Genomic DNA, 12,885 nt, shown 5'->3' with positions numbered 1-12,885 from the left:
CCTTTCAGCGTTGGAACAAGTGCGGTCGGACGACACGCACCTCAAACACCACTAGTTTAAAGCCACAGTGGAGTTGGTATGGGGGTCGCCCGTCCCATGGACGGGCGTGCACACGCATTTATTCTGCGTTTTCACCCGTGTGAGGATCAGTTTCTCTGGATTCTTCTTCGGGGCGATGAGGTACCTCGACGATCGGAGCGGTACGCCCGCCGGGGCCGGGTCGACCATTCGTGGGAACCGGGCCGTCGAACTTTCCGTCGGCGGCAAGCTTCGCCTTCACGTCTGCTGCATAAAGGTCAACGTATTCCTGACCCGAGAGCAGCATCAGGTTGTACATGATTTCGTCCGTGATGGCGCGCAGGACGAAGCGATCCTTGTGGAGACCCTTGTAACGGGAGAAATCCAGGGGTTCGCCGATGACCATGCCAATGTTGGTACGCGACGGGATTTTCTGGCCGATCGGTTGAGCAGCGTGCGTGCCGATCATCGCGACGGGAATAACTGGGGCTCCGGACAGCAGAGCAAGTCGAGCAACACCCGTTTTACCGCGGTAGAGACGTCCATCGGGCGAACGGGTTCCTTCGGGGTAGATGCCGAAGAGTTCACCGCTGGCGAGGCGGTCAAGACCGGCCTTCAAAGCACCTTCGGATGCGCGACCGCCCGAACGATCAACGGGAATTGTGCCAACGGCGCGCATGAATTCCTTCGTGACCCAGCCTTTTGCACCGGTACCCGTAAAGTAGTCGGCCTTACCCATGAAGACGACCTCACGGTCGAGCATCATTGGCAGGAAGACAGAATCCCACACCGCGTTGTGGTTTGAGGCAAGAATTGCCGGCCCGGAGGTCGGGATATTCTCTTTGCCACGAATCCACGGCTTGTATGCCGCCTTCAGGATCGGACTTCCGGTTGCCTTCAATGCTTGGTAGAACGCCACGGCCCCTCCACGAGGTTCGAAGGTGAAAACACGAACTATGCTTAACTCTATGCCCACTTCACGCGATATGTTGGCAGGCAACGACGCTATCTCAGATTCAACGGACAGGCGTGCGAATATCGTTGCACAGGTGCGCACGTGTCTGAGCCAAGTACGTCAGATACGCGACGGCGCATCACCCATAATCAGTGGGCTGTCTTTTGCTGATACGACGTACGTTGTCGTTGATCTTGAGACGACGGGGCTTGGCAACGATGACCAGATCACCGAAATTGGTGCGCTTAAAGTCCGCGGCGGCCAGGTACTTTCTACTTTCCAGTCGATGGTGAACCCACTGCGTCCTATCCCTAAAATCGTCACGACTTTGACAGGTATTACCGATGAAGACGTGGAGGGCGCTCCGACTGTTGACCAGGTCCTCCCCCAGTTCTTGACGTGGATCGACGACGGTGATCCCGCGCAGGTTTTCGTTGCTCAGCACGTTCCTTTCGATCGCGGTTTCCTGCTGAGAGCATGCCAGCAGACAGGTCTTAAATGGCGACCTTTGCCCTATTTCGACACGTTGACTCTTGCCAGGATTCTGCTTCCAAAGCCTGAGGTTCCCAGTCATCGCCTGGGTGCTCTAGCCGATTATTTCGATGCTCCCGTAGTGGAAGCACACCGTGCTTTGGCTGATTCCTACATGACGTTGCATGTACTGGACGGGCTTACGCGCATACTCGAAGACATGGGAGTGACCAGCAGCGACGATATTGCTCTCTTGTCGACGCCAGGCGAAGAGTTGAGTGCCTACTAGCACGTCGGGGTACGAGGCACATCATTGAGCTTTCCCTTTAACAAAGCACAAGGTAAGGCGACAGAACCGAAAAACCGGGCGGACACCTGATATTGTCCGCCCGGCCTCGTACATTCTTCATCGCACCAAGGTGCACGATGAGCACAACTCAGGCTGACGCGAGTTCGATCCAGCGGTTCAGCAGATTCATGGCACGACCATCATTCATGGCATCGCGTGCCATCTGGATACCAACGCCGAAACGCTCGACCAGCGAGCCATCGCCAGGACGCACTCCCTGAGCCTTGCCGTATGCGATCAAACCACCCGCGGTGTTCAGCGCAACCGCGTCACGAACAGCCTTTCGGCCACCGCCGAGCAGGATTTCTCGGACGACAACAGCGTTATCGTCTGGGTCGCCACCGCGAAGGTCTCCGATTGCTGCAGGATCCATGTCGAAGTGTTCGGTCGGGTCGAACTCGCTATGAGTGACTTCGCCGTCGCGGATCTCCCAGATCTCATTCACGTCAACCGTAGAGAGTTCATCCAAGCCGGTTTCCTTGCCTCGGAACACCAGAGCAGACGCGCCACGATCAGCAAGAACGCCGGCCATCAGGCGAGCATTCGTCGGATTCGACGAGCCGATCGCGTTCGAGGTCACCTTCGCGGGGTTCGTCAGCGGGCCAAGAATATTGAATGCTGTCGGGAACGCCAAGGAACGACGAACAGGAGCGGCAAAACGCATCGACGGGTGAACCTTGTTCGCGAATAGGAACGCGATGTTCAGTTCATCGAAGATCTCGCGCATGTGCTCGGTCTCGTGGTTCAGGTTCACACCCAAGGCTTCCATCACGTCGGCACTCCCCGACTGGGAGGTCGAGGCGCGGTTACCGTGCTTGATCAGCGGAGTACCAAGGGATGCCAGAACGATTGCTGACATGGTCGAAATGTTGACGGTCTTGTAGCCGTCACCACCCGTACCGACAATATCAAGAGCATCGGTGGGCAGGTCAACGCTGACCGCGTGGTCCTGCATAGCGTCGGCAAGACCACGGATCTCGGACACCGTTGGCTTTTTGATGACCATAGCGGTCAGGAAGGATGCCAGGCGTGATTCGCCAAGCTCGCCACTCATCACCTGGTCCATCATCCAGTAGGAGCTGTCGTAATCCAGGTCCTTACCCGAGATGATGTCGGCGATCAGTCGAGCCCATTCGAAAGATTGACTCACTGGCGCGCTTTGCGCAGAAGGTCTGCAACGGTTTCCTGCAACTCGATCGGATCAAGGGGATCCGAAATAGTTGCCGCAGCGCCCGCCCAGGTAGCAAGCCAGGAATCCTGCTGGCGTGCGGTCAGGAAGATGATCGGCGGAACTTTCTCTACCGTGTTCTTCAGTTCCTGAGCGACGGACATACCACCTTCCTTGGTGGTTTCAGCATCGAGGATCAGAAGATCGAAATCGTTGTTTTCCACCAGTTCCTTGGTGCCGAAGGGGGTTGCAGCTTCGGACCATTCGATGGTCGGCAGATCCTTCGCAGCACGGATACCAACACCGTTGACAACAGCATGGCGCTTATCAATGTCGGCGCTAAAAACCAGGATGCGTGCGGTCATTTCGCTCACGATCTTCTCCCAATGGTTGGATGCCTGTACGGCCTCGAAATTTTTAACCGGGTCTATTGTATGCGCTAGTGGGCGATCCACCGCTTGGTGAACCGCCCACTCAAACGAGTTGCGTCAGACTATCGGTGTGCCTTCATCACTCCGATAACGTCCAGAACGAAAACCTTCGGGGTGGTCGTCTGCGTTGAGTCCGACTGAGCACCGGACTGGGCAGACTGCTGAGCAGCTGCGCTTGCACCGGCGATGTACAGGAAACGAGTACCAACAGTCTTCCCTACCACCTTCAGGTCGGCAGCATCTGCGGTGTACTTGTTTGTGGTGTCAGACCACGTCGACTGGATCTGAGAGGCATCACCGAACGGGGCACCCAAACCGCGATAGAGAACAATGTCGCCGTCTTCGATGGTCTCACCGATACCGGTGTAGATATCAATCGATGCGTCTTCGGTGGGGGCAGCGCTTCCTTCGGTGAAGGACAGAGTAGGTTCGACCGCTGGGGCACCTTCAACGCTGATGCCGGCGGGCAGTTCGTTACCGGTAGCGGTAGCGTTCTTCAGGCTTTCCTCATCAATAGAAACGTTCGATGTGGAATCAAGCAGGTCGACAACGAAAATCAGCGTGGAGTTGGCGGGAATCGATGCGGAATCTTTGTCTCCGTACGCCCAGTTTGCGGGAACAACCAGCTCAACGCGGTCGCCAACGTGCTGGGTCGCCAGGCCGTAGGTCCATCCGGGGATCACCCGGTTCAGAGCGAAAGCGATCGGCTTACCGGTTTCGAAGGAGGACTCAACCTTGGTGCCGTCCCAGAGAGCGAGCTCGTAGTTGACGTAGACGGTGTCGGTGAGCTGAACTTCAGCGCCGTCACCTTGAACGAGGGTCTTGACGTAGACCTTGTCGGTCGGAGCGTCGCCTTCGCCGGCGGAGATTTCAGTGTCTTCACCGTATCCGCCCGTTGTTGCCGGGAAGTTGAAGTCGCCGTCACGTTCAACCTCGGGGATTGATGTACCCGATTGGGGTGAGGCAGACTGCGGGGCGTCAGTAGAACCACACGCTACTAGACCAAGGGAAACGGTGATGGTGAGGACGGCTGTGGCCGCCTTATGCATAATCTTCATGTTTGCTTTCGGCTCAGTGGAAGGATTCACCACATGCGCAGGTGTTCTGCGCGTTCGGGTTGTCGATGGTGAAGCCCTGACGTTCGATCGAGTCTGCGAAGTCGATCGTTGCACCGGTGAGGTACGGAACCGACATGCGGTCGACGACAACCTCAACACCGTCGAAGTCGCGCACGGCGTCGCCGTCGAGCAAACGGTCATCGAAGTAGAGCTGGTAGATCAGGCCGGAGCAACCACCGGGCTGAACGGCGATGCGCAGGCGAAGGTCGTCGCGACCTTCCTGTTCGAGCAGGCTCTTCACCTTGGCTACTGCAACGTCCGTCAACGTCACTTCGTGTGCGGGTGCTTCGATGCCGGTGTCAGACATGATGCTCCATTCGTTTGAAAAAAGTCATTAACAATTGTTTAGAGTACGTGCGTTCGTCGCGTTGTGCCACGGCAGGGGCGCGCGTGGACGCTACGGGTGAGAAAACTAACCGTCTATCGCGCCCACGTGCGCGCGATTCGTTCTCCAGCTTCACCCAGGGTGAGCGCCCCATCGGTAAGGAATTGCCCATGCAGACCCCACTGGGCACGTTCGTGCGCGGCAAGTGATGATTCGGCTGCGAGTGCCACGACCGGTAAAGCGTAAAGCCCCGCCACGTCCGTGATCACATCCAGTGATGCGTCAGCGAGCGACGGTGAATGTAAGCGCGGTTCGGCGACGATGACGAGGTTCGCATCTGCGAGCGCAGAATCAAGGTCGCAAATGGCACGCAAGAATTGGCCGGTGGGAACAATTCGTCCCCCCAGTGCACCGACAATCGCGCCGATTCCACCGGCTGCACCGGATCCGGGAGCCGTGCCCCAGTTGGTGGGAGCGGCCTCGTCCCCCGTGGGGGACGCCAAAAGGTTACGCTTCGCTTTCGTTGAAAGAACACGGGTCAGCATCGAAGTGAGCTGAAGGTTTTGCGATGTGCGCGCCTCAAGGTCGACGCCGAGCGCCAGCACGGATGACAGTCCCAGCAGTGGCCTCATCGACGAGGCCGCGACCACCACATCACGACCGGCGATTGTGGCGCGGGCAGTATCGAGCGCACGTCGCAGCCGGTCTTCAAGATCCGGACCATCGCTCAAATCGACGTTGGATAGGGCGCTCAAAAACCCGAATCCGCAGTCAACGTCAATCGAATGGGCGCCTTCAATAAGCGGGGTGAGCCCGCCGTCAAGGGCATCGAGCGTGCGCTGGCCCGCGTCGAACGTGGATTCTTCGTGGATGGGAACGACGATCGGTGCCCAGCCGGTGGCCTGCGCTTGCGCGAGTGCTTCGGTGAAGGCAACGCCAGCTCCAAAAGGAACAAGGCGAATATTCCAGTCGGGTTTGCGCGCGCTAAACCCGTCAGCGCAGGCATGTAAAGCAGCCAGCGTTGACGGGTATGCGGGGTCACCGCCGGTCCAGTGCCCGGCGATGACCAGTGTTGAACTCACAGTTGGGGCAGACGCGTCAGGAGCAGTGCTTCAGCAAGAATCGCTGCACGCAGGTCCGGGATCGACTGCGACTCGTCTTCGGAGTGCGCGTTCGTGAGCGGATCCTCAACGCCGGTCACGACCACCTGAGCGTGAGGGAACAGGCGCTGGAAGTCGGTGATGAACGGGATCGAGCCACCCACACCAATGTTTACAGACTTCACGCCCCACGCATCCGACAGGGCCTCGTGCAGAAGCTTCGTGACGGGTGAATCCATATCCGCCTGGTAGCCGTTTCCGGCTTCGTTGCGGGTGATCTCAAGGTGGGCGCCGAACGGTGCGTGCGACTCGAGGTGCTCGATAAGACGATCCATGGCCTCAACCGGATCCTTGCCCGGGACGACGCGCATCGACAGGCGGAAGCGAGTGTGCGGAGCTATCGTATTCGACGAGTTCGACACGGGGCACGCGTCAAAACCGATGACGGAAACGCTGGGCTTGGTCCACACGCGGGCGGCCAGATCGCCACTACCGGCAAGCTGAACGCCGTCAAGCAGGCCAGCCGCTGCGCGGAACTCATCTTCTGGCCAATCCACGTCAGCCTTATCGGAGCCACCAAGACCCTCGACAACCAGATCGCCCTTCTCGTCGTACAGGGACGAGATAAGCATGGCAGCGCAGGTCACCGAGTCCAGCATCGGGCCACCGAACATACCGGAGTGAACCGCGTGGTCAGCGACAGTCAGGTCGACGGTGCACACGGAGTTGCCACGCAGGGTCGAGGTGACGGCGGGCTCGCCGACCTTCCAGTTATCGGAGTCGGCGACGACGATGACGTCAGCCTTCAGCTTGTCCTTGTGGGTTTCAAGGAAGGTCGTAAACGACGGGGAACCGATTTCTTCTTCGCCTTCGATAAAGACAACAACATTCACCGGCAGGCGATCCTTCAACAGCGACATCGCACCGAAGTGAACGATGACGCCGGCACCGTCATCCGAGGTGCCTCGACCGTAGATGCGATCCCCGCGAACCTCGGCAACAAACGGGTCAGATGCCCAGCGGGACACATCGCCGGTCGGCTGAACATCGTGGTGAGCGTAAAGCAGAACCGTCGGTGCGCCCTCAACCTTCGGGCTGGTCGCCACGATGGCGGGCTTACCTTCCACGCCTTCGGGCGTGGTGACGCGAAGAACCTCAGCGTCAAAACCAAGCGATGCGAAGCGCTCACACACGTGTGCGGCGCTACGAGCCAGGTCTTCCTGGTGCGCAGGATCGGAAGAAACCGAAGGAATTGCAACCAAAGTCTTCAATTCATCAAGGAAAGAATCGAAGGAGGAATCGAGCAAAGAATTGAGTTCATCTCGCGACGGCGCGAGTGCAGATGTTTCAGACATGACTCTTACATTACTGGACGAAATGAGCCTTTGGCGCTTTCATCAGTTAGCCTGTGTACGTATTTCATGCACCCATCACTGGCATTCAAAGGGGATTACAGGTGTCCGAAGCCGAAAAGCAAAACGAAACGACCGGCAAGAAGGGACGTCCCACTCCGAAGAGGAAGGACGCTCAGGCGCGTAATTCTCACCCGCTGGTTCCCGCTGATCGTAAGGAAGCAAAGCGTCAGGCACGTGCCCAGCGCGATGCGCAGTTCAAGCGTGAGCAGATGGCATTGGAGACCGGCGACGAACGCTACCTGCCCGTCCGAGACAAGGGTCGCGTGCGTCGTTTCATCCGCGATTACGTCGATGCACGCTGGTCGTTCTCTGAGTTCCTTCTTCCCGTGATGGTGATCTTCCTGATCGCGATGATGGGGGTTTCCCTGATCCGTTCGCTTCCAGCTAACGTCACAAGCATCATGATGATCTCGGTGACTGTCGCGCTCTACGGCCTGTTCCTGATCTCAATCATCGAAGGCGTTGTTGTGTGGCGCACGCTGAAGCGTCGCATCGGCGAGCGCTACCCGAACGATCAGATTGCAGCGCGTTCGTGGTACTACTGCTTCTCGCGCATGATCATGGCTCGCCGTTGGCGTAGCCCTCGTCCGCAGGTTGCGCGTGGTGAATTCCCGGGTAAAAAGAAGATCAAGTAACCCGGTTACTTCCGTTTAAAAGTCGAGGTCACGCCCGCTGGCCTCGACTTTTTAGTATCGCTTCTGCCACTTCGCCGATTGCGTATGGTGGTTCCTCGTTTGTGTTTTACGAGGCCGCCTGGCCGACATGGCGAGTTGCCCAGAATACGACTGCGGAAGCTGCTGCGACGTTCAGCGAGTCGACTCCCCCAGCCATTGGAATACGCACAACGGTGTCAGCGTTCGCGATAGTGCGCGATTTCAATCCGTCGCCTTCTGTTCCCATGACCATCGCGATCTTGGCGTCTGGCACGGTGCAAGCGTCGGATTCAACAAACTCGTCCAAGCTGACTGAGTCGTCAGACAGTGCGAGTGCTGCAACGTGGAAGCCAGCATCGTGTAGTTCATCCATTGCGGGCCACTTTTCCATGCGAGTCCACGGCACTTGAAAGACCGTGCCCATTGAGACTCGGACCGATCGCCGATAGAGCGGGTCAGCGCAACTGGGCGTCACCAGAACAGCATCGACGCCAAGAGCGGCCGCGGATCGGAAAGCTGCACCGACATTCGTGTGATCAACGAGGTCTTCAAGAATGACGATGCGACGTGCTGACTCACCGTTACGGGCAGTTTTCAAAAGATCACTGACTGACTCCAACACCGGGCGTTGCATCGCTGCCAATGCGCCCCGATGCAGATGGAAACCGGTGATGGTTTCTAAAAGAGCCTCGTCCGCCATGAAAATCGGGATGTCTGCCCCGTCGGGCGACCCCGTTGCCTTCTCGATCAGCGGAGCAAGATCACTCATCCATTTTTCAGCCATAAGGAATGACCGCGGATGATGACCGATTTCTAGGGCACGCATAATCACGTTCGTTGACTCTGCCATGTAGAGTCCGCGTTCGGGTTCAAGAGCGGCACGAAGCTTGACGTCTTTCAGCTTCGTGTAATCGGCCAGACGAGGATCTTGGTCAAGATCAGCCGATTGAAGAGGAATAATCACGGACGCACCTTCGCCAATTCCCTGTTCACTTCACCCGGCCATGATGGCCCCTCGTAGATGAACGCGGTGAAGGCTTCGACAAGATCGGCACCTGCACTCAGCATGGCGCGCGCATCGTTCGAAGTGAAGATTCCGCCGGCTCCGATCAGGATCTGCTCATCATCGAGGTTCGAGGCAACAAGGCGTACAACGTCCAGGGCACGCTCACGCAATGGAGCTCCGGATACACCACCATCACCCAGATCGTGGTTGATGGTCGTGTTCGTGGCGACTACACCAGCCACACCCAGTTCGCGCGTGAGCGCACAGATGTCGACGATATCTTCATCAGCCAGATCGGGAGCAATCTTGACGAACAGAGGAATCGGACGGTCCGTGGCTTCCTCGCAACCTTTTCGGGCTGCCTGCAGGATCAGACGAAGCGAATCAACGGATTGAAGATCGCGAAGCCCCGGAGTGTTCGGAGAAGACACATTGACGATCACAAAATCAACCCACGGTGAAAGCTTGCGAGCGCAGTATTCGTAATCTGCCGGGGCCTCTTCGGCGGGAGTCACCTTGTTTTTCCCAATATTGGCACCAACAATCGCGTTGCGACCCGCTTTTGTTGAACGCAGTTTCTTCAAGCGCTCACCCGCAGCATCGGCACCTTCGTTGTTGAATCCCATGCGATTACGAAGACCCTGAGATTCCATCAGACGCCACAAGCGAGGTCCCTCATTGCCAGGTTGGCCCTTCGGGGTGATCGTACCGACCTCGACGAATCCGAAGCCCAAAGCAGTCAGTCCAAGAACCGCACACGCATCTTTGTCCATTCCTGCTGCAAGACCCAGGCGGTGACGTACAAGACGCCTGCCAATGTAAACCTTGCGACGCTCTGGAAGCGAATCAACATCGATATCGTCAAAGTGACCGATCGTCGCTCGCATTAAACCGCGAGTAAGTGCACACTTTCCTGCATATTCAATGGCAGTGATACCCAAATGATGAGCCATCTCAGGATCGATGCGATAAATGAACGTTTTAAACAACCACGAGTACGTCTGACGGATCATGCCTTAAGCCTATGTGTTTCAGTCCCACCATATCCACCACCCATTTCGTGATTGAAAATCGGTGGGGACTAAGAGGAATTCATCAGGATCCCCTTGAGCGCTGGTCAGCCCGTATTTTTCACGAAGAATCGGCCAACATAACGCCAACGAACGCGCATATGGAGCCTGCGCAGAGCAGTCGGGTGTGGAAGGAAGATAGATTCCATCAATGCTGATCCGTTCGTCAAAACGAGGTGCACACACAACGTATCCGCTCAAATAGACTCCCCGATTGTTCGCGCACGCTTTCAATAGGTCACACACCTGTGGTCCGGAGTTTTGTGATTCTTCCAGGTTTGCTTTGGGAAGCAGGGACAGAAGCTCACCAGCAACGTGGGATCCGATCATGTCAAAACGTGCAAAATCATCGCTCAAAGCGGGAAGACACATATAGGGCGATAACAGTTCATAGAGCCCCGTTTCGTGAACCCAATGGCGTGGACCGTACAGTCCCTCATAGCCCGACATTGGTTGAAGAGTATTCAGCGTCATCATGCAATCCTTTCTTCGTTGAAAACGACTGCTTTTACTGAACGCCGAACCGGCTGAGGGCGCATCTTCATTCCCTCGCTTCTGTGGATAAGTGCCCCTTCATCACTTTTGTGGATAACTCCCCAGGACTGGCCAATACGACAACGCCATCGACTACACCCCCACATACCAAGACGGATCCCTAGATATCCGCACAGGCTGGGCAGGCCGCTCAAGCACCCCGACACGCCCGGAAAAAGACACACAATTCGGGCATTAGCCCCCCTTGGGTATTAATCCAAAACTCGGGTGGAATGCAATAAAGGCGGTGGCCGGTGATGAACAGTCATCACCGGCCACCGCCGTCGATCAAGCCAAACGCCACGCAAGGCACTTCCACGGCTTCATCATTCGCTTGTTGTCGAGCCCTTCGGGTCTAGCGACTGAGCTGGAGCCTCGGCCTCGTCCCCGGGAACTGAAAGGGTGCGGAGAAGCACGACGGAGGCAACAAGGCCACCCCACACAAGAAGGATCGTCACAAGGAACATGACGGTTGCAGCTGCGCTCACGATGCACCTCCTTCACGGGTTACCTCAGCGGTTTCGGCGCCGGAAACGGTCGCATTAACCAAAGCGTCTTCGTCTTCTTCAACAAGGTGAGCAACCGTAGCTGCATCGACGCTGTGATGACTCCAGGGCAAAAGCGTCAGGATTACAGACACGATGATCGCGAACGCAACCGAGCCCCAACCAAAGATCAGGACGAAGCTGGTCTTGTAGCCACCGTAGCCTTCCTGGATGTAGCCGACGATCGCAGAGAAGAGCATGAAGATCAGCACTGCGGGGATAATGACGCCGACCAGCGCTTCCCAAGCCTTCGGCACCTTGACGCTGGACACTGAGTTCAGATGTGTGCGCAGGCCCTTCAAACGCGGAGCGAAGAGCGCTACCAAGATTGCCATCGAAACAGCGGTCGACACGACGCCGATGTTGTTGATGAAGGTATCGACGATATCCAGGTTGTTCAGACCCGAGCGGGTACCGAACAGAGACAGGGAGATAATCATTGCGGGAACGCCGAGGACCATGGAGGCCTTAACCGGCGAGAAACCGAACTTATCCTGCAGACCGCCGGATACAACCTGAAGGAGCGACAGTAGCGAGGTAATACCGGCAAGCACCAAGGAAGCGAAGAACAAGACGCCGAACAACGAACCACCGGGCATCATCGAAACGATCTGCGGGAAGGTCACGAAGGACAAGATCGGGCCAGTCAGGCCTTCCAGTTCATTCACGCCCACACCCTGCGATGCTGCCATGAAACCAAGAGCAGAGAAGACGCCGATACCGGCGAGGATTTCGAACGAGGAGTTCGCGAAACCTGCGACCAGAGCGGTGCCGGTCAGGTTCGTCTTCGGCTTCAGGTAGGACGCATACGTCAACATGATGCCGAAGCCCACGGACAGCGAGTAGAAGACCTGTGAGAAGGCTGCGAGCCACACGTGCGGGTCGGACAACTGTCCCCACTGCGGAGTGAAGAATGCGTTCAGACCATCGATCGCGCCATTGAGGAAGATTGCGCGAAAAACCATGACCAGGAACAGGACAACCAGCAACGGAAGGAAGACCTTGTTTGCTGCTTCAACGCCCTTGGACAGGCCACGGCCGATGATCAGAAGGACGAACATCCACACGAGTGCCAGCGGGATCATGATGGCTGCAACGGGGCTCCATGAGAAGGTTTCACCATCAACGGTCTGCAGGAAGTCATTCAGGAAGAACCCCTGAGGATCATCGCCCCACGATTGGTTCACCGAGTAGATCATGTACTGAACGCCCCATGCGATCACGGCACCGTAGTACACCATAATCACGAAGCAAACCAGAACCTGGAACCAGCCGATAAACTCGCCACCGGCTTTCAAGCGACGCAGCGCCCACGGCGGTGAACCACGGAACTTGTGGCCAAGCGAGTAGTCGAGCCACAGCATCGGAATACCGACTGCGATCAGCGCGACAAGGTAAGGAACAAGGAAGGCGCCACCGCCATTTGCGTAGGCGACACCGGGGAAACGCCAGATATTTCCCAGACCGATTGCGGAGCCGATCGCGGCAAGGAGGAAGCCGGTCTGACCGGTCCAGGTATCCTTGCGTTCCGGCTGCTCGGCCGTAGGTGTTTGAGTTGACATGGGTACTCCCTATAGACAGGATTTCCATTCAATGTAACGGCCACGCATAAAGTGCCGGCAAAATGTCCACCAGATAGACACCTAGGCGCACATTGGTCGCTTAAACGTTTGACAGGATCTTCGTCGCCTTCGCCTCAGGGCTGAAGTCGGACTTGGCGTACACGC

14 protein-coding genes are annotated in these 12,885 nt (G+C 57.1%); 2 read left to right on the top strand and 12 right to left on the bottom strand.

Features of this window, described 5'->3' with window-relative positions:
• Positions 1–118: 118 nt before the first annotated feature.
• Complete coding sequence (locus QP442_RS06115) at positions 119–937, bottom strand: lysophospholipid acyltransferase family protein (RefSeq protein ID WP_179369717.1); 819 nt, start codon at positions 935–937, stop codon at positions 119–121.
• A 49-nt stretch (positions 938–986) separates the two neighbouring features.
• On the opposite strand from QP442_RS06115, the gene QP442_RS06110 reads away from it, so the two are divergent.
• A complete protein-coding gene (locus QP442_RS06110; protein WP_219585189.1) occupies positions 987–1,733 on the top strand; it encodes a 3'-5' exonuclease in 747 nt (248 codons plus the stop codon).
• Between the two features lie 148 nt (positions 1,734–1,881).
• Here the strand turns inward: QP442_RS06110 and trpD are convergent, their stop codons facing one another.
• From trpD to QP442_RS06080, 6 genes are all read right to left on the bottom strand, one after another.
• Positions 1,882–2,943 carry an anthranilate phosphoribosyltransferase gene (gene trpD / locus QP442_RS06105; RefSeq protein ID WP_179369719.1) on the bottom strand — a complete coding sequence of 354 codons (1,062 nt, stop codon included), beginning with the start codon at positions 2,941–2,943 and terminating at the stop codon, positions 1,882–1,884.
• Positions 2,940–3,335: a response regulator gene (locus QP442_RS06100; RefSeq protein ID WP_006681198.1), complete on the bottom strand. Its 396-nt coding sequence runs from the start codon at positions 3,333–3,335 to the stop codon at positions 2,940–2,942. The genes trpD and QP442_RS06100 overlap by 4 nt, the downstream gene beginning before the upstream one ends.
• Before the next feature lie 119 nt (positions 3,336–3,454).
• Positions 3,455–4,450 carry an FKBP-type peptidyl-prolyl cis-trans isomerase gene (locus QP442_RS06095; RefSeq protein ID WP_219585190.1) on the bottom strand — a complete coding sequence of 332 codons (996 nt, stop codon included), beginning with the start codon at positions 4,448–4,450 and terminating at the stop codon, positions 3,455–3,457.
• 13 nt (positions 4,451–4,463) lie between these two features.
• Positions 4,464–4,817 (bottom strand): iron-sulfur cluster insertion protein ErpA, encoded by a 354-nt coding sequence (gene erpA, locus QP442_RS06090; RefSeq protein ID WP_006681200.1) that lies wholly within the window; start codon positions 4,815–4,817, stop codon positions 4,464–4,466.
• A 113-nt stretch (positions 4,818–4,930) separates the two neighbouring features.
• A complete protein-coding gene (locus QP442_RS06085) occupies positions 4,931–5,917 on the bottom strand; it encodes a glycerate kinase (protein WP_219585191.1) in 987 nt (328 codons plus the stop codon).
• Positions 5,914–7,290 carry a M20/M25/M40 family metallo-hydrolase gene (locus QP442_RS06080; RefSeq protein WP_103631890.1) on the bottom strand — a complete coding sequence of 459 codons (1,377 nt, stop codon included), beginning with the start codon at positions 7,288–7,290 and terminating at the stop codon, positions 5,914–5,916. Before QP442_RS06080 ends, QP442_RS06085 begins: the two co-directional genes overlap by 4 nt.
• Before the next feature lie 101 nt (positions 7,291–7,391).
• Between QP442_RS06080 and QP442_RS06075 the strand changes: the two genes are divergently transcribed.
• Entirely contained in the window at positions 7,392–7,985 is a 594-nt protein-coding gene (locus QP442_RS06075) for a DUF3043 domain-containing protein (RefSeq protein ID WP_006681203.1), read from the top strand.
• A gap of 106 nt (positions 7,986–8,091) precedes the next feature.
• On the opposite strand, the gene QP442_RS06070 is transcribed toward QP442_RS06075, so the two are convergent.
• The 5 genes from QP442_RS06070 to QP442_RS06050 form a co-directional block, all read right to left on the bottom strand.
• Positions 8,092–8,967: a TrmH family RNA methyltransferase gene (locus QP442_RS06070; RefSeq protein ID WP_285069698.1), complete on the bottom strand. Its 876-nt coding sequence runs from the start codon at positions 8,965–8,967 to the stop codon at positions 8,092–8,094.
• Positions 8,964–10,022, bottom strand: coding sequence for a quinone-dependent dihydroorotate dehydrogenase (locus QP442_RS06065; RefSeq protein WP_285069697.1), 1,059 nt, complete (start codon positions 10,020–10,022; stop codon positions 8,964–8,966). Before QP442_RS06065 ends, QP442_RS06070 begins: the two co-directional genes overlap by 4 nt.
• Positions 10,023–10,040: 18 nt before the next feature.
• Positions 10,041–10,553 carry a hypothetical protein gene (locus tag QP442_RS06060; RefSeq protein ID WP_006681206.1) on the bottom strand — a complete coding sequence of 171 codons (513 nt, stop codon included), beginning with the start codon at positions 10,551–10,553 and terminating at the stop codon, positions 10,041–10,043.
• A 386-nt stretch (positions 10,554–10,939) separates the two neighbouring features.
• Positions 10,940–11,101, bottom strand: a complete 162-nt coding sequence (locus QP442_RS06055) for a MetS family NSS transporter small subunit (protein WP_006681207.1) — start codon at positions 11,099–11,101, stop codon at positions 10,940–10,942.
• Positions 11,098–12,720, bottom strand: a complete 1,623-nt coding sequence (locus QP442_RS06050) for a sodium-dependent transporter (RefSeq protein ID WP_006681208.1) — start codon at positions 12,718–12,720, stop codon at positions 11,098–11,100. The genes QP442_RS06055 and QP442_RS06050 overlap by 4 nt, the downstream gene beginning before the upstream one ends.
• Between the last annotated feature and the right edge of the window lie 165 nt (positions 12,721–12,885).

Source organism: Pauljensenia sp. UMB1177 (genome assembly GCF_030217965.1).
GTDB lineage: Bacteria > Actinomycetota > Actinomycetes > Actinomycetales > Actinomycetaceae > Pauljensenia > Pauljensenia turicensis_A.
Note: the sequence above shows the minus strand (reverse complement) of the source record. Positions and strands in the feature narration are given on the sequence as shown.